Source organism: Leisingera aquaemixtae, assembly GCF_001458395.1.
Classification (GTDB): Bacteria; Pseudomonadota; Alphaproteobacteria; order Rhodobacterales; family Rhodobacteraceae; genus Leisingera; species Leisingera aquaemixtae.
This window is the reverse complement of record NZ_CYSR01000026.1, coordinates 78,357-93,286: the sequence shown is the minus strand read 5'-3', so window position 1 is coordinate 93,286 and position 14,930 is coordinate 78,357. Positions and strand designations below refer to the sequence as shown.

General features: G+C 64.3%; 17 protein-coding genes. 7 read left to right on the top strand and 10 right to left on the bottom strand.

The window, feature by feature from the left end; translation table 11 throughout:
- The 3 genes from PHA8399_RS12785 to parC all read right to left on the bottom strand — a co-directional run.
- A partial coding sequence (locus tag PHA8399_RS12785) for a GTP-binding protein (protein WP_208856302.1) occupies positions 1–364 on the bottom strand: 364 nt, incomplete at its 3' end.
- 123 nt (positions 365–487) lie between these two features.
- Positions 488–1,087, bottom strand: a complete 600-nt coding sequence (locus PHA8399_RS12780) for a hypothetical protein (protein ID WP_058286528.1) — start codon at positions 1,085–1,087, stop codon at positions 488–490.
- Between the two features lie 127 nt (positions 1,088–1,214).
- Positions 1,215–3,563 (bottom strand): DNA topoisomerase IV subunit A, encoded by a 2,349-nt coding sequence (gene parC, locus PHA8399_RS12775; RefSeq protein ID WP_058286527.1) that lies wholly within the window; start codon positions 3,561–3,563, stop codon positions 1,215–1,217.
- 430 nt (positions 3,564–3,993) lie between these two features.
- On the opposite strand from parC, the gene PHA8399_RS12770 reads away from it, so the two are divergent.
- The 6 genes from PHA8399_RS12770 to PHA8399_RS12745 all read left to right on the top strand — a co-directional run bounded on the left by PHA8399_RS12770 (position 3,994) and on the right by PHA8399_RS12745 (position 8,222).
- Positions 3,994–4,458, top strand: a complete 465-nt coding sequence (locus PHA8399_RS12770; RefSeq protein ID WP_244270217.1) for an SH3 domain-containing protein — start codon at positions 3,994–3,996, stop codon at positions 4,456–4,458.
- Positions 4,459–4,494: 36 nt separating this feature from the next.
- Positions 4,495–5,325: an SDR family NAD(P)-dependent oxidoreductase gene (locus PHA8399_RS12765; protein WP_058286525.1), complete on the top strand. Its 831-nt coding sequence runs from the start codon at positions 4,495–4,497 to the stop codon at positions 5,323–5,325.
- Positions 5,326–5,398: 73 nt separating this feature from the next.
- Positions 5,399–5,602, top strand: a complete 204-nt coding sequence (locus PHA8399_RS12760) for a twin transmembrane helix small protein (RefSeq protein ID WP_008553684.1) — start codon at positions 5,399–5,401, stop codon at positions 5,600–5,602.
- Between the two features lie 6 nt (positions 5,603–5,608).
- Positions 5,609–6,181, top strand: a complete 573-nt coding sequence (locus PHA8399_RS12755; RefSeq protein ID WP_058286524.1) for a cob(I)yrinic acid a,c-diamide adenosyltransferase — start codon at positions 5,609–5,611, stop codon at positions 6,179–6,181.
- Between the two features lie 353 nt (positions 6,182–6,534).
- Positions 6,535–7,293: an electron transfer flavoprotein subunit beta/FixA family protein gene (locus tag PHA8399_RS12750; RefSeq protein ID WP_058286523.1), complete on the top strand. Its 759-nt coding sequence runs from the start codon at positions 6,535–6,537 to the stop codon at positions 7,291–7,293.
- Positions 7,293–8,222, top strand: coding sequence for an electron transfer flavoprotein subunit alpha/FixB family protein (locus PHA8399_RS12745; RefSeq protein ID WP_058286522.1), 930 nt, complete (start codon positions 7,293–7,295; stop codon positions 8,220–8,222). The genes PHA8399_RS12750 and PHA8399_RS12745 overlap by 1 nt, the downstream gene beginning before the upstream one ends.
- A 72-nt stretch (positions 8,223–8,294) precedes the next feature.
- On the opposite strand, the gene PHA8399_RS12740 is transcribed toward PHA8399_RS12745, so the two are convergent.
- Complete coding sequence (locus PHA8399_RS12740) at positions 8,295–9,119, bottom strand: DUF6473 family protein (protein ID WP_058286521.1); 825 nt, start codon at positions 9,117–9,119, stop codon at positions 8,295–8,297.
- Between the two features lie 153 nt (positions 9,120–9,272).
- Between PHA8399_RS12740 and PHA8399_RS12735 the strand changes: the two genes are divergently transcribed.
- On the top strand, positions 9,273–10,148 hold the full coding sequence (locus PHA8399_RS12735) for a 3-hydroxybutyryl-CoA dehydrogenase (RefSeq protein ID WP_058286520.1): 876 nt from the start codon (positions 9,273–9,275) through the stop codon (positions 10,146–10,148).
- 93 nt (positions 10,149–10,241) lie between these two features.
- On the opposite strand, the gene PHA8399_RS12730 is transcribed toward PHA8399_RS12735, so the two are convergent.
- Genes PHA8399_RS12730 through PHA8399_RS12705 form a run of 6 tightly spaced genes read right to left on the bottom strand, consistent with a single transcriptional unit; the run spans position 10,242 to position 14,881 of the window.
- Positions 10,242–11,135 (bottom strand): lysophospholipid acyltransferase family protein, encoded by an 894-nt coding sequence (locus PHA8399_RS12730; protein ID WP_058286519.1) that lies wholly within the window; start codon positions 11,133–11,135, stop codon positions 10,242–10,244.
- Positions 11,136–11,167: 32 nt separating this feature from the next.
- Positions 11,168–11,437 carry an HPr family phosphocarrier protein gene (locus PHA8399_RS12725; protein ID WP_027235562.1) on the bottom strand — a complete coding sequence of 90 codons (270 nt, stop codon included), beginning with the start codon at positions 11,435–11,437 and terminating at the stop codon, positions 11,168–11,170.
- Entirely contained in the window at positions 11,438–11,845 is a 408-nt protein-coding gene (locus PHA8399_RS12720) for a PTS sugar transporter subunit IIA (RefSeq protein WP_058286518.1), read from the bottom strand. It lies immediately after the preceding gene.
- Entirely contained in the window at positions 11,842–12,732 is an 891-nt protein-coding gene (rapZ, locus tag PHA8399_RS12715) for an RNase adapter RapZ (RefSeq protein WP_058286517.1), read from the bottom strand. The genes PHA8399_RS12720 and rapZ overlap by 4 nt, the downstream gene beginning before the upstream one ends.
- Positions 12,725–13,162 carry an HPr kinase/phosphorylase gene (locus tag PHA8399_RS12710; RefSeq protein ID WP_058286516.1) on the bottom strand — a complete coding sequence of 146 codons (438 nt, stop codon included), beginning with the start codon at positions 13,160–13,162 and terminating at the stop codon, positions 12,725–12,727. The genes rapZ and PHA8399_RS12710 overlap by 8 nt, the downstream gene beginning before the upstream one ends.
- Positions 13,163–13,165: 3 nt before the next feature.
- Entirely contained in the window at positions 13,166–14,881 is a 1,716-nt protein-coding gene (locus tag PHA8399_RS12705; RefSeq protein WP_058286515.1) for a sensor histidine kinase, read from the bottom strand.
- Between the last annotated feature and the right edge of the window lie 49 nt (positions 14,882–14,930).

The window sequence follows — 14,930 nt, the reverse complement described above, 5'->3', positions numbered from 1 at the left end:
CAACCTGGCGGCCCAGCAGGATATGCTCGCGGGTCTGCGGCATCGGGCCGTCGGCTGCGTTCACAACCAGGATCGCGCCGTCCATCTGGGCCGCGCCGGTGATCATGTTCTTGACGTAGTCGGCGTGGCCGGGGCAGTCGACGTGCGCATAGTGGCGCGCTTCGGTCTCATACTCGACGTGCGCGGTCGAGATGGTGATGCCGCGGGCTTTTTCTTCCGGTGCGCCGTCGATCTGGTCGTAGGCTTTGAAGTCACCAAAGTATTTGGTGATCGCTGCGGTCAGCGTGGTCTTGCCGTGGTCAACGTGGCCGATGGTGCCGATGTTGACGTGCGGTTTATTACGTTCAAACTTTTCCTTAGCCATGCCTTGGGCGCCTTTTGAAATGAGGGGTCAGCGTTGACCCGGTTTCCTCTGCGCGGGCGGATTATTTGGTTTGCGCGCAAAAATCAACCCGTTCCTGCTTGACAGAAGCGGAAATCACCGGGCTCAGCCAGCCGGAACCGGCTCCGCCGCAGCCGCTGCTGCCGCGCTTGCAGCGCCCGCCGCGGGGCGCGGTGCGAACCAGCCCTGCTCCTTGTGGTTTTCGGCCATCCATTCCTCGACCTTGTCGGCGATATTGACCGCCAGCCCTTGAATCTGCTGTTCCTTGGTGCGGGCATGGCCCGATCCCAGCACCGCGCTTTCGCCGGTGGTGCTTTCGAAGATTTCCATCTGGTGCTTCTTGGCGAGGAATTTCTTGTTCGCCACGTCGTAGACAAACACGTTCACCACCACCGCGCTTTTGGGAGAGAACAGCACCGGCACGCCGGGCGGTGCCAGCATGAAGCCTTCGAGCGTCACCGCCACATCGTATTGCTGGGTGCCTGCGTAGCGCCGCAGCCGGGTGTTGAGCGCAGTCTCGATCGGGGCGGTCCATTCGCTGTGGTCGGCGTTGCGCGACAGCGGCCATTGCAGCGCCTTTTCGGTGTAGACATGAGTGACCCGGGCCTGGAACGCCCCCAGATCCTCGGGCGCTTCGTCCAGCCGGGTTTCACCGCAGGCAGTGAGCAGCGCCAGGGCGGCAAGCAGGGCAGAAATGCGGATCATGAGGCGTCCTCTGTAGGTATTCGGCCCCGCCGTGATAGCGCCGCGCGCCGCCGCGGGTAAAGGCCCCTGAACAGGAACCCCCGCGCGGGTGGCGCGGGGGGCACAGGCTGGCAGGAAAATCCGCTGCCTATTTGAACTTGTAGCTCCGCGGGAAGCCGTGCGGCGGACGCTTGCCGACGCTGGCGCGCTTGCCTAGCCATTCGCCGAGGTCGGCCGCGTGGCGGGTCTTGCCGCCGCCCATTTCCCACTTGAGCCCGTCATCCCAGTTGAAGGTGGTGATGTCGCTGAGACCGCCGTCCAGCTCCAGCGAGCCCTGTTTGCCGCGGGCCATGTTGTATTTCTGCAGGCGCACGCCCTTGCCGCGGGTCAGCTCGGGCATCTCCTCGACCGCGAAGACCAGGAATTTGCCGTTCTCGGAGACCACGGCGACGTGGTCGCCCTCCACCGGGATACAGACCTTGGCGCGCTCGTCGTCCTTGACGTTCAGCACCTGTTTGCCGCTGCGGGTCTGGGCGACGATTTCTTTCTCGGCGCAGATGAAGCCGTTGCCCGCATCCGAGGCGACCAGCAGGCGGCCTTCCGGGTTGTGGATGAGCAGGTCGACGATCTCCGCCTCGTTCGGCAGGTCGACGATCAGGCGCAGCGGTTCGCCCATGCCGCGGCCGCCCGGCAGGTTGGCCGCCGACAGGGTGTAGAAGCGGCCGTTGGAACCGAACACCAAGAGCTTGTCGGTGGTTTCCGCGTGGAAGATGAAGCGCGGGGCGTCGCCGTCCTTGAACTTCAGCTCGCGGCTGAGGTCGATATGGCCGGTCATGGCGCGGATCCAGCCCATCTGGGAGCAGACCACGGTGATCGGCTCGCGGTCGATCATCGCCTCAAGCGGCACGTCTTCGGCCTCGCCTGCTTCGGCGAACAGCGTGCGGCGGGCGCCGCCTTCGTAATCCTTGCCGAACTGTTTCTTGGTTTCCTTCAGCTGCTCGGAGATGCGGGACCACTGGAGTTCTTCGGAGGCCAGCAGGTCCACCAGCCCGGCGCGCTCCTCGCGCAGGGCGTCGCGCTCGCGGGTCAGTTCGATCTCTTCCAGCTTGCGCAAAGACCGCAGGCGCATGTTGAGGATCGCCTCGGCCTGCACCTCTGTCAGCTCGCCCGCGCCTTGCGCCGGGGTGATGTAATCGGCCTCGGTGAGGGCGCGCGGGTGGTCCTTGCTCCAGTCCTCGCGGATCAGGGCCGCCTTCGGGTCCTCGTCATAACGGATGATGTCGATCACCCGGTCGAGGTTCAGGAAGGCAATGATGAAACCTTCGAGCACCTCCAGCCGGTGGTCGATCTTTTCCATCCGGTGGCGCGAGCGGCGCTGCAGCACGTCGCGGCGGTGGTCGAGGAAGGCGCGCAGCACCTCCTTCATCGAGCAGACCTTGGGGGTCACGCCGTCGATCAGCACGTTCATGTTGAGGCTGAAGCGGATTTCCAGGTCCGAGTTGCGGAACATCATGTTCATCAGAACCTCGGGGTCCACGTTCTTGGACTTGGGTTCCAGGATGACACGGATGTCGTCCGCCGATTCGTCACGCACATCGGCGAGGATCGGCACCTTCTTGGTCTGGATCAGCTCGGCGATCTTCTCGATCAGCTTGGACTTCTGGACCTGATAGGGGATCTCGGTGACGACGATCTGCCACTGGCCGCGGCCCAGGTCCTCGACCTCATACTTGCAGCGCAGGCGGAAGGAGCCGCGGCCGGTGCTGTAGGCCTTGGCGATGTTTTCCTTAGGCTCAACGATGATGCCGCCGGTGGGGAAATCGGGCCCCGGCACATAGTTCAGCAGCGTGTCATCGCGGGCGTCGGGCGTTTTGATCAGATGCAGGCAGGCGTCGATCAGCTCGGCAATGTTATGCGGCGGGATGTTGGTGGCCATGCCGACCGCGATGCCGGCGGCACCATTGGCCAGGATGTTCGGGAAGGTCGCGGGCAGCACCGCCGGTTCGGTCAGGCGGCCGTCGTAGTTGTCGCGGAAATCGACCGCGTCCTCGTTCAGGCCGTCCAGCATCGCCTCGGCCACGAAGGTCATCCGCGCTTCGGTGTAGCGCGACGCCGCCGGGTTATCGCCGTCGATGTTGCCGAAGTTTCCCTGGCCGTCGACCAGCGGGTAGCGGACGTTGAAGTCCTGCGCCAGGCGCGCCATCGCGTCATAGATTGCGGCGTCGCCGTGGGGGTGGAAGTCGCCCATGGTGTCGCCGGAGATCTTGGCCGACTTCAGGAAGCCGCCAGTGGAGCTGAGCCGCAGGCGGTTCATCGCATAGAGAATGCGCCGGTGCACCGGCTTCAGCCCGTCACGCGCGTCGGGCAGCGCCCGGTGCATGATGGTGCTGAGCGCATAGGTCAGATAGCGCTCGCCAATGGCGCGGCGCAGCGGTTCCAGGATTTCACCCTGTTCAGGGGCAGACGGCATGTCGGGATCTTCTACCAGGTCGGTCATGAAATCGTGATACTGCCGCCGCCGGAATTGGTAAAGCGGGCGTGCGCGAAATTCGCACAGCTTTGCCGCCCGGCTGCGGGTTGCAGGGGAGAAGACAGAAGAGTCTCCCCTGTTTCCCGGACGGTAACTTGCCCTAGATAGAATGGAACCAGGCAGCCGCGCCGCGCGTTACTTTCCAAACTCTTGCAATCAGGGCAGCGGCCTTTTGCGGGTCATTGGATTTGCCTGTTTATTTTTGGTCTGGGGGGACCTGGTTATGTCGCGATTTGTTATGTTGTCCTTCGCTTTTCTTGGCTGGGGATTTTATGAGCTGAGCGGCGGAGCGGATTTTGAACCGCCTCAGCGGCCTGAACCGGTCGCCGCTGCCAAACCAAGCACTAGCGCGCCCGAAACTGCCAGAATCACTGCGGCCTCCCTGAAGGCCCAGCCTGTGCTGACCCGCCGGTCGCAGGCGAACGCGCCGGTGCGCCCCAAGGCTGACCCGGCGCTGCGGCAGCGTGTGGCAGCCGCGCAATTAGTCAGCGCGTCCAGCGTCCTTGCCTCCACCCAGTCCGCATTCTCGGTCGGCTCCGGCGGCGGCACGCTGCAGCTCGCCTCTCTGGATGGCGGCCTGGCCGCGATCACGGCAGCCCCCGCCCCGCAGACTGCTGAGGTCCCTGCCGCGGCAGCAGAACCTGCTCCGGAACCGGTCATTGACCGCCGCCGGATCCGCGCCTCGCGAGTGAACATGCGCCAGGGACCGGGCACCAACTATCCGGTGCTCGCCCGGCTTCTGGCCGGTGAGGAAGTCATCGTGATCGAGGACACCGGCACCGGCTGGCTGCATCTGCGCGCGCCCGAAAAGGGCATTGTCGGCTGGATTGCCGCTTCCCTGGTGAGCAAGAAACGCCCATAACTGGCCCCGGGCAATCCGGGTCGAAGGGCGTTTCGCATGAAAAAAACCATCCTGATTACCGGCTGCTCTTCCGGCATCGGCCTGGATGCGGCGCGGGGAATGCGGGAGCGGGGATGGCGGGTGTTTGCCTCCTGCCGCCAGCAGCGCGATTGCGACCGGATGCGCGCCGAAGGGTTTGAAAGCCCGCGCATTGATTACACCGATCCCGGCAGCATCGAGTCCGGCCTGGCAGAGGTGCTGGCGGCCACCGGCGGCACACTGGATGCGCTGTTCAACAACGGCGCGCACGGCTTGCCCGGCGCGGTGGAGGATTTGCCCACCGAGGCCCTGCGGACGATTTTCGAAGCGAATTTCTTTGGCTGGCACGAGCTGACCCGGCAGGTAATCCCGGTGATGCGGGCGCAGGGGCACGGGCGGATCGTGCAGAACTCCTCGATCCTAGGCTTTGTCTCCTTTCCGTGGCGCGGCGCCTATGTGGCAACGAAATACGCGCTGGAAGGGCTGACCGACACCTTGCGGGTCGAGCTGCAGGGGTCCGGCATCCACATGGTCCTGATCGAACCGGGGCCGGTGACGTCGAAGATCCGGGAAAAGTCGATCCCGTATTTTGAGCGGTTCATCGACTGGAAAGCCTCGCCGCTGCGCGAGCTTTATGAACAGCGGCTGCTGAAGCGGCTGTATGAGAGCCGCGGCCCGGACCGGTTTGAGCTGCCGGCCTCCGCGGTCACCGCCAAGCTGGCGCATGCCTGCGAATCCCGCCGCCCGCGGCCGCGCTATTATGTGACCGCCCCGACCCATATCGCCGGCGTCCTGCGCCGTATCCTCAGCACAAGGGCAATTGACCGCATCCTGGTGCGGCTCGGATAACGGATTCGCGGTCGCCTTCGGCTGCCGCGCGGGGTAGACGGGGCCAACAGAATTGATACGCTTGGGGGACAGAATGAGCGATCCGCTGTATTATCTGGCACTGGCAGCCGTGGCGGCTGTGGTTGTGGCGCTGGTCATCGGCATTGGCGGCTTTGGCAAGGGCGGCGAGTTCAACCGCCGCAATGCAAACAAGATGATGCGCCTGCGCATCCTGTTTCAGTTCATTGCGGTGGTGCTGGTGCTGTCCTACGTCTATCTGCGCAACCAGGGAGGATAAGCGGCGATGGTCGTCCTGAACAAGATTTACACGCGTACCGGCGACAAGGGCGAGACCGCGCTTGGCAACGGCGAGCGGGTGACCAAGCATTCGGCCCGCGTGAACGCCTATGGCACCTCGGATGAGCTGAACTCCTTTGTCGGCGTGGCCCGGCTGGAGGCTGAAGGCGAGATGGACGCCGCCCTGGCGCGCATTCAGAACGATCTGTTCGACCTCGGCGCCGACTTGTGCCGTCCGGAAATGGCAAAGGACGCGGACGCCGAATACCCGCCGCTGCGGGTTGTGGCGGCGCAGGTCGAGCGGCTGGAAGGTGAGATCGACGTCATGAACAAGGATCTGGAGGCGCTGCGCAGCTTCATCCTGCCGGGCGGCTCGAAACTGGCGGCGCATCTGCATGTCTGCCGCACCGTCGCCCGCCGGGCCGAACGTCTGGCCACCGACCTCAGCACGACCGACGACGTGAACCCGGCGGCTGTGAAATACCTGAACCGCCTCAGCGACTGGTTCTTTGTCGCCGCCCGCACCGCCAACAACGGCGGCAAGGACGACGTTCTGTGGGTGCCCGGCGCCAACCGCTGAGGCGCCCCTGCCCCGGTCTGATCCCAGGTCTGTTCCTTCCCTGATTCGCCCTTTGGCGCCGGATTCTGGCGAATCCGGCGCCAAACGCGTCATGTGCGGCAGCGCCGCCCTGCCGCTGCGGCAGCGGCGTCCTGCCGTCGCGGCAGCAGCGTTCTGCCGTTGCGGCAGGCGGATTTCCCAGCGGAAACATTCTTGCAAAAATGATGTTCCAAATGAGCATACGCGACGTCGGCGTGCGCTAACGTGACGATTTTGCCCTGTTGCAGGCGCACACCAGCCGGTATCAACGCTGCGAGAGCATAGAGGGGGAGTCGCCCTGGGCGGCTTGCCGTTTGTTAAGGAGAGAACGCAAAATGAAGGTACTTGTGCCTGTCAAACGCGTGATTGACTACAACGTGAAAGTCCGCGTCAAAGCGGACGGCAGCGGTGTCGATCTCGCCAACGTCAAAATGTCGATGAACCCCTTCGACGAAATCGCCGTTGAAGAAGCCATCCGCCTGAAGGAAGCCGGCAAGGCTGACGAGGTCGTTGCGGTTTCGATCGGCGTGAAGCAGGCTCAGGAAACCCTGCGCACCGCGCTGGCGATGGGCGCAGACCGCGCCATCCTGGTGGTTGCTGCCGACGACGTGCACACCGACATCGAGCCGCTGGCCGTTGCCAAGATCCTGGCCAAAGTGGTCGAGGAAGAGCAGCCCGGCATCGTGCTCTGCGGCAAGCAGGCGATCGACAACGACATGAACGCCACCGGCCAGATGCTGTCGGCGCTGCTGGGCTGGTCCCAGGGCACCTTCGCCTCCGAGCTGGACATCGAGGGCGAAACCGCCAAGGTCACCCGCGAGGTCGACGGCGGCCTGCAGACCATTTCCGTGAAGATGCCCGCCATCATCACCGTGGACCTGCGCCTGAACGAGCCGCGCTATGCGTCGCTGCCGAACATCATGAAAGCGAAGAAAAAGCCGCTGGACGAGAAAACCGCCGCCGATTATGGCGTCGATGTCACGCCGCGCCTGGAAATCGTCGACACCAAAGAGCCGCCGGCACGCGCCGCAGGCATCATTGTCGGCTCCGTCGACGAGCTGGTTGAGAAACTCAAAGAAGCGGGGGCTGTGTAATGGCTGTTCTTCTCCTTGCTGAAGTGACCGACGGCGCGCTGTCGATGGACGCAACCGCCAAAGCCGTGGCTGCAGCTTCCAAGCTGGGTGACGTGACCGTTCTGGCCGCTGGCGCCTCCGCTGCTGCGGCTGGCGAAGAAGCTGCCAAGATCGCAGGCGTGTCCAAGGTGCTGGTCGCCGAGGACGCATCGCTGGGCCACCGCCTGGCGGAGCCGACCGCCGCGCTGATCGCCGGCCTGGCGTCTGACTATGAGCACATCGTTGCTCCGGCCACCACCGACGCCAAGAACGTTCTGCCGCGCGTCGCCGCGCTCTTGGACGTGATGGTGATCTCGGACGTGTCCGGTGTTGTCGACGGCGACACCTTCGAGCGCCCGATCTATGCCGGCAACGCGATCCAGACCGTGAAATCGAAAGACGCCAAGAAAGTCGTCTCCTTCCGCACCGCGTCCTTCGACGCAGCTGGCGAAGGCGGCTCGGCATCGGTTGAGACCATCTCTGCGGCGGAAAACCCGGGCCTGTCCGAATGGATCGAAGACAAGGTTGCCGCAAGCGACCGCCCCGAGCTGACTTCGGCCGGCATCGTTGTCTCCGGCGGCCGCGGCGTTGGCTCCGAGGAAAACTTCAAACTGATCGAAAACCTGGCCGACAAGCTGGGCGCAGCCGTTGGCGCATCCCGCGCGGCGGTCGACTCGGGCTATGCCCCGAACGACTGGCAGGTGGGTCAGACCGGCAAGGTCGTCGCCCCGGACCTGTATGTCGCCGTCGGCATCTCCGGTGCGATCCAGCACCTGGCGGGCATGAAAGACTCCAAGGTCATCGTGGCAATCAACAAGGACGAAGAAGCGCCGATCTTCCAGGTTGCGGACTTCGGCCTGGTTGCCGACCTGTTCGACGCCGTCCCGGCGCTGACCGAGAAGCTGGGCTAAGCCCCGCTAGACCGCTGAAGAAACAGAAAGGCCCGCCAAATGGCGGGCCTTTTTTTGATCCGCACCTAGGTGCTATTTCCGCGGAAGCATCGGTTCCAGGCAGCCGGCCAGGGCATCGGCGATGCGCAAATGCTCTTTCGGCCCGATCATGTGGCGTGCTGCCGGCAGCTCCATCTGGCCGAACACCATGCCGGCAATATCGCGCGCGGCTGCCGCGGATTCGGCCCGGAATTCCAGGATCCCCTGCACCTTGGGGCGCAAAGTATCGGCCATCGCGCGGTCCACCAGAACCGGCTCATCCGGGAAACCGGCATCCGCCTCCAGATGATAGCGCAGCCACAGCAGCAGCACGCGGCCCTCCAGCGCCTCGATCAGCCTGCTCATCCGTTCGATCCAGCTGCGCTGCAGCTGTTCGCGCACCTGTTCGAACCGCTGGCCGGAGATGTCCCGCAACGTGCAGAGCAGATGCTTGTTAAAGTGGAATTCGGTAAAGTCCACCTCCGGATACAGCGCCTTGAGCGCGGGCTGCGCCTGCAAAAAGCGGTCATTGCGGCGCGGATGCACCCGGTAATAAGGGTTCGAGATGTTCTGCGCGCCCAGCATTTGCAGCACCGAGACCTGCGCGCCCCTGGCGATGCCGGTCAGGGTTTCATCCTGCACAAAACTGTCCAGCCCGGCATTCACGCTGCCGAGGTTGATGCAATCCACGCCCAGCCGGCTTTGCAGGGAGTCGACAAAGGGAAATTCAACGAATCGCCCGTAAACTTCGGTTCCGCCTAGAAAAGCAACGTAAGGCTCGGCCAAGGACCGTTGCGGCCCCCGCACCAGCAGCCGGGATTCCCCATATCTGCATGGTTCCCCCGAAAGCGCCCCCGCGCTTTTGAGTTCATAGCTCATTTCACCACCAATTTTTCACCCGAGACTCACTCTGAAGGCGAACCATTGCAATTTCCCTAAAGTGAGAATTTGCCTCAAATCCACCCAAGCTGCTCTTGTGCCCGCCCTTCCCCGGCCAGTAAGGTTGCGGCAGATATTTCGGGAGCCTGAGGCATGGAAATTCAGAAGGTTGGTGTGATCGGCGCCGGGCAGATGGGCAATGGCATTGCCCACGTCATGGCGCTTGCCGGGTATGATGTTGTGCTGAATGACGTCAGCCAGCAGGCGCTGGACAGCGCGCTGAGCCTGATCCACAAGAACATGGAGCGCCAGGCCGGCAAGGGTAAGATCGCTGAAGCGGACATGAAAGCGGCACTGGCCCGCATTCAGCCGTCGCTGAAGCTGGCCGATGTCGGCGCAACCGATCTGGTGATCGAGGCCGCCACCGAGCGCGAGACCGTGAAGCAGGCCATTTTCGAAGACCTGCAGCCGCATCTGAAGCCGCATACCATCCTGACGTCCAACACGTCTTCGATCTCGATCACCCGTCTGGCCAGCCGCACCGACCGCCCCGAGCGGTTCATGGGGTTCCATTTCATGAACCCGGTGCCGGTGATGCAGCTGGTCGAACTGATCCGCGGCATTGCCACCGACGAGCCGACTTTCAGCGCCTGCCAGGAAGTGGTGGCGCGGCTGGGCAAGACCTCGGCCAGCGCAGAGGATTTTCCGGCCTTCATCGTCAACCGCATTCTGATGCCGATGATCAACGAGGCGGTCTATACGCTCTACGAGGGTGTCGGTTCCGTCAAATCGATTGACGAGTCGATGAAGCTGGGCGCCAACCATCCGATGGGGCCGCTGGAGCTGGCGGATTTCATCGGGCTGGATACCTGCCTGGCGATCATGAACGTGCTGCACGACGGGCTGGCGGACACCAAGTACCGCCCCTGCCCGCTGCTGACCAAATACGTTGAGGCCGGATGGCTGGGCCGCAAAACCCAGCGCGGCTTCTACGACTACCGCGGCGAAACGCCGGTGCCGACGCGCTGATCCTGAGCGGCGGGAGGGGGCGCCGCCCCCTCTTGGCCTCGCGGCCAATTCACCCCCGGGATATTTCCAGCCAGAAGAAGAACTGGAGCCTGATCAGCCGTCTTTGCCGAGGCTGAGCGTATGCTCGCGCAGCCAGGCCATGAAGCCGCGCGGGTCGCTGTGCAGCTTTTCCATCTGCGCGTCCGTCAGCGGCCTGCCAACCACCGGCGCCTGCGGCTTGTTGCAGGAGCGCACGATTTCATGCAGCAAGAGGCCCTGGCGCAGGATCGGCGAGATCTGGCAGGCGATCTGATACCAGCGCGAATTATGTCCGGGGAAGTAGATCGGCACCACCCGGGCGCCGGAGCGGCGGATCAGCTGGGCGGTGAAGACGTTCCATTCGCGCTCAATCGCGGGGCCGAACCAGCTGTCCGACGACATCACCACGCCCGAGGGGAACAGCGCCACCGCGCCGCCCTCCTTGAGGAACGCCATGGTCTTGGCCCGCATATCGACCATCTTGCGCTGCGCTTCGGGGTCATGCGGGAAGGGAACCGGGATCATGAAGGAGGTCGCAGCCTCGTCCAGGCCGGTCAGCACCGAGCGGGTCAGGATGCGGTAGTCGAGGCGGCGGCGGCCAATGAGATCGGCAAAGATCATGCCATCGACCATGCCGTGCGGGTGGTTGGCAACGATCACCACCGGCCCGTCAGCGGGGATATTGTCGATCTGCTCCTGCGGGGTCTTCAGGTCGATGCCCATGGTGTTGAGCGCCCCGCGCCAGAACTTCTGGCCGCGGTATTCGGCGTTCTGCTTCTCGAACTTGCTGACCATGCGCAGGATCGTCAGCTTGCCGGTCAGCCATTCCATCGTCTTGATCGCCAGGGAGGTCCAGCGGTCATCAAAGGAGTTGGCATAGGTCAGCGTGCGGCGGTCATAGACCTCGCCCGTCTGCTCAGCGGTCTCCGATGCGATGCCGGTGTTCCTGTCGTGTGCGGTATCCGCCAATGTGCTCTTCCCGTTCCGCTGCCGGCGCGGGCTTAGTAGCCCTCGCCGAACTTGTCGGCCACCAGGGCCTCCAGCGCATGCGCCAGCGCATCAGCATCGGGCCCCGAAGTCTCGACGTCAATAGTCGTTCCTTTCGAGGCTGCCAACATCAAAAGGCCCATAATGCTGTCACCGGAGGCGGACAGCCCGTCCTTTATCACCTCAGCCGAGGCGTCAAACCCTTCGACCACCTCTACCAGCTTGGCCGAGGCGCGGGCGTGCAGCCCTTTTTCGTTGATGATTTTCAGCGTCTTCAGAGCCATTTAGTGTGCCTGCTCCCCGTCAGGGTTTACGTTTTGCGCGTTGATATACTTGCGCCCGGCCTCCATGGCCTGCCGGACCGCATCGGCCACCGGCAAGTGGCGGGATTTCGCCAGCTTGATCAGCATCGGAAGGTTGGCCCCGTAAAGAATGCGGCGGTCGGGCGGTGCGCAGGCCTTGAGGCTGAGGTTGGAGGGCGACCCGCCGAACAGGTCTGTCACAACCACAACCCCGCCGCCGGTGTCGACCTCATTGGCGGCGGCGCAGATCTCGTCCTGCTTGGCCGCCCGGTCGTCATCGGGTCCGATGGCGATGGCCACCAGGCTGGGCTGCGGACCCACAACGTGTTCCACCGCGGCGAGGTACTCCTTCGCCAGCCCGCCATGCGCAACGATCACAATCCCGATCAACCCGGCCTCTCACTTTTTTGCTGGCCTTGCAGCTCGCGGTGTCTAATTGACACTTGCTGGCCGTCTTCCGCAAGGGCCTTGGCCAGGGTTTCCGCCATCGTCACCGATCTGTGCTGGCCGCCGGTGCAGCCGAAGGCGATGGAAAGATGCGACTTCCCTTCGTGGCGGTAGGCGGGCAGCAGCAGCCGGGTCAGGTCCAGAACCCGGGTGAAGAACGGCTCATACAAGGGGTCCGTCTTGACGTAGTCCTGAACCGCACGGTCCTCGCCGCTCAGCCGCCGCAGCGCCGGCTCCCAGTAGGGGTTCGCCAGGAACCGGCAGTCGAATACCATATCGATGCCGTGCGGCATGCCGCGCTTGTAGGAGAAGCTTTGCACAGACAGCGCCAGTGCCCTGCCCTCCGGTGCGAACCAGCGCTCAATCTCCGCCTTCAGCTGGTGGACGTTCATTTCCGATGTGTCCAGCAGGATGTCGGCCCGGTCGCGGATCGGCCCCATCAGGTCGAGTTCGCGGCGCACGCCTTCGCCTGGAGATTCGGCAGGCGCCAGCGGGTGGCGGCGGCGGGTTTCCGAATAACGGCGCAGCAGCACATCCGGCTGTGCGTCGAGATAGAGCACGGTCAGCTCCAGCTCGCCGCGCCCGGCCAGCATGTCGATCACATCCAAGAGCGCGCGCGGCGAGAAGTCCCGGTTGCGGCTGTCCAGCCCCAGCGCCATCGGGCGCGGCGCAGCGGCGGCGTCGAACAGCCCGGGCAAGAGGCGCAGGGGCAGGTTGTCGATCGCCTCGAACCCGAGATCCTCCAGCACGTTGATCGCCGTGGTCCGGCCTGCGCCGGAGGGGCCGGTGACCAGAACCGCCGGTACCGCCTGTTTCACCTGCTCAGGCATCCGGGTCCAATGCTCCGCATCTGAGGTATTGCATCAGGGCCGGGGCGAAATGGGCGCCGTCCACCCGTCTGAGCCGGGCCACCTCCTGCTCCAGAAGCCGGGTTGTGCGGCGCACCGGCAGGCGTTCGGTTTCCGTTTCGTCGAGGTCCACCAGCGCCGCCACTGGCACCGGGCTGCGGATCTGCGCGTGCAGCAGCCCCATAAAGCGTGCCTCGATCAGCCCGCGGATCGGTTCCGGCGTGCTGGCGACCAGCAGACCGTCCAGAAGCTGGACCTGCACCCGGTCATCCGCCACCAGCTGGGCGCCAAAGGCCATCAGCTGCAGCGCCAGCGCGGACTTACCCTGGCCGGAGGTGCCGGTGATCAAAAGCCCCCGCCCCTCCAGTGCGACGCAGGAGGCATGCAGGATGAGGCTTTCAGGTTCAGGCATAGATTACACCGGCAGACCAACCACGAACCGCGCGCCCAGGGGTTCGGAGGTGACATCGGCCTCAGTCGGGCGGATGTTTTCGGCCCAGATCACGCCGCCATGTGCCTCGACGATCTGCTTGGAGATCGCCAGGCCAAGGCCGGAGTTATTGCCGAAATGCTCCATCGGGCGCTGCGAGTAGAAGCGTTTGAAGATCTTGGACAGCGCCTGGTCCGGGATGCCGGGGCCGGTGTCCTCGACCACCACCAGCACCCGGTTGGCGCGGCGCCGCGCCCAGACGCGGATGGCGTCGCCCTCCTCGCAGAAGGAGATGGCGTTGGTGATCAGGTTGACAAAGACCTGTGCCAGCCGGGCCTCCAGCCCTTGCAGCATAATCGGCTGGGCCGGAAGATCGGTGATATAGTCGATCCCCTTGGCGCGGGCGTCCTCGCCCAGATACTGGTTCAGATTGCCCAGCATGGCCAGCAGGTCGAACTCCTCTTCCTCCTCCTTAACCAGCTCGGCGTCGAGCCGCGAGGCATTGGAGATGTCGCTGACCAACCGGTCCAGGCGACGTACGTCATGTTCGATCACATCCATCAGCTTCTCGCGCTGATCGTCGCGCTTGACCATGCGCAGGGTGCCGACGGCCGACTGCAAACTGGCCAGAGGGTTCTTGATTTCATGCGCCACATCGGCAGCAAACTGTTCGTTGCTGTCGATGCGGGAATACAGCGCCTTGACCATGCCGCGCAAAGCCCGGCTGAGGCGGCCGATCTCATCCGGGCGGGCGGAGAGGTCGGGAATGCGGATCCGGCCCGGGCTGGATTTGCGGCTGCCGCGCTCGCGGCCCAGTTCGGCGGCCTCGGCGAGGTCGGCCAGCGGGTTGGCGATGGTGGAGGCCAGCACCAGGCTGAGGCCGACCGAGACCAGCAGGGCGACAACGAACATCTGCAGCACCCGCTCCTGCTCGCCGCGCACCAGCGCGTCCACTTCGCCGGTGGGCGAAGTCAGGGCAATCACGCCGACGGCCGCCCCGTTGTGGAGGATCGGTGTCGCGGCAGAAATCACCCGGCTGCCGGTGGTGTCGACCACGGTTTCAACCCCGGTGCCGCCGTTCATCGCCTGGCCGACCAGGCCGCCCAGCCGCTGCTCCAGCGACGGGCCGGGACCCTCCGTGCCGCTAGCAGGTGCGCTGCTGCTGCCGGCAATGCCCCACAGTGCAGACAGCATATCGCTGATCAGAGTCCTGCTGGTGCCGCTGTCATTCAGCACATTCAGGGCATCGCTGCGATCGACTCCCTTGACGCTGGAAATCAGATTGCCGGTGGTGTCGAAGACAAAAGCCTCAACGCCGCCGCGCAGGCTGAGACGCGCCAGCGTGTCCTCGGCCTGGATGCCATCGCCGGCCGCAAAGCTGACCGATCCTGCAGCCGGCATTTCCGCTTCAAACACGTCGGCTGCGAGCATCGCCTCAGAGACCAGCGCGCCGGCACGCTGCTGCACCAGGCTTTGGCGCGAGGAATTCAGATAGAGGATGCCAGAGACCAGAATGATCAGCGCAATCAGGTTGAAGGTGATGATCTTGCGGGTGAGCGGCGAGCCCTTGAGCGACAGCAGCCCGCGGCGCGCGCGTTTGACCCGCATTTCCCGCGTGACGGATTGCTCGGGGGTGACCCAATCCTCCCCCAAGACCACATCGCCGCCCTGCTGGCGTTGCACTATGCTGGTATCGCGCATGCGCGCCCACTCCTCCGGCCGGGGGCTTGCGCCCCGCTTAAACGTGCCG

Excerpts from the sequence above, each read along its gene's own strand:
- PHA8399_RS12780 (WP_058286528.1), bottom strand. The coding sequence starts at position 1,087 with ATGATCCGCATTTCTGCCCTGCTTGCCGCCCTGGCGCTGCTCACTGCC.
- parC (WP_058286527.1), bottom strand. The coding sequence starts at position 3,563 with ATGACCGACCTGGTAGAAGATCCCGACATGCCGTCTGCCCCTGAACAG.
- PHA8399_RS12765 (WP_058286525.1), top strand. The coding sequence starts at position 4,495 with ATGAAAAAAACCATCCTGATTACCGGCTGCTCTTCCGGCATCGGCCTG.
- PHA8399_RS12760 (WP_008553684.1), top strand. The coding sequence starts at position 5,399 with ATGAGCGATCCGCTGTATTATCTGGCACTGGCAGCCGTGGCGGCTGTG.
- PHA8399_RS12755 (WP_058286524.1), top strand. The coding sequence starts at position 5,609 with ATGGTCGTCCTGAACAAGATTTACACGCGTACCGGCGACAAGGGCGAG.
- PHA8399_RS12750 (WP_058286523.1), top strand. The coding sequence starts at position 6,535 with ATGAAGGTACTTGTGCCTGTCAAACGCGTGATTGACTACAACGTGAAA.
- PHA8399_RS12745 (WP_058286522.1), top strand. The coding sequence starts at position 7,293 with ATGGCTGTTCTTCTCCTTGCTGAAGTGACCGACGGCGCGCTGTCGATG.
- PHA8399_RS12740 (WP_058286521.1), bottom strand. The coding sequence starts at position 9,119 with ATGAGCTATGAACTCAAAAGCGCGGGGGCGCTTTCGGGGGAACCATGC.
- PHA8399_RS12735 (WP_058286520.1), top strand. The coding sequence starts at position 9,273 with ATGGAAATTCAGAAGGTTGGTGTGATCGGCGCCGGGCAGATGGGCAAT.
- PHA8399_RS12725 (WP_027235562.1), bottom strand. The coding sequence starts at position 11,437 with ATGGCTCTGAAGACGCTGAAAATCATCAACGAAAAAGGGCTGCACGCC.
- rapZ (WP_058286517.1), bottom strand. The coding sequence starts at position 12,732 with ATGCCTGAGCAGGTGAAACAGGCGGTACCGGCGGTTCTGGTCACCGGC.
- PHA8399_RS12710 (WP_058286516.1), bottom strand. The coding sequence starts at position 13,162 with ATGCCTGAACCTGAAAGCCTCATCCTGCATGCCTCCTGCGTCGCACTG.
- PHA8399_RS12705 (WP_058286515.1), bottom strand. The coding sequence starts at position 14,881 with ATGCGCGATACCAGCATAGTGCAACGCCAGCAGGGCGGCGATGTGGTC.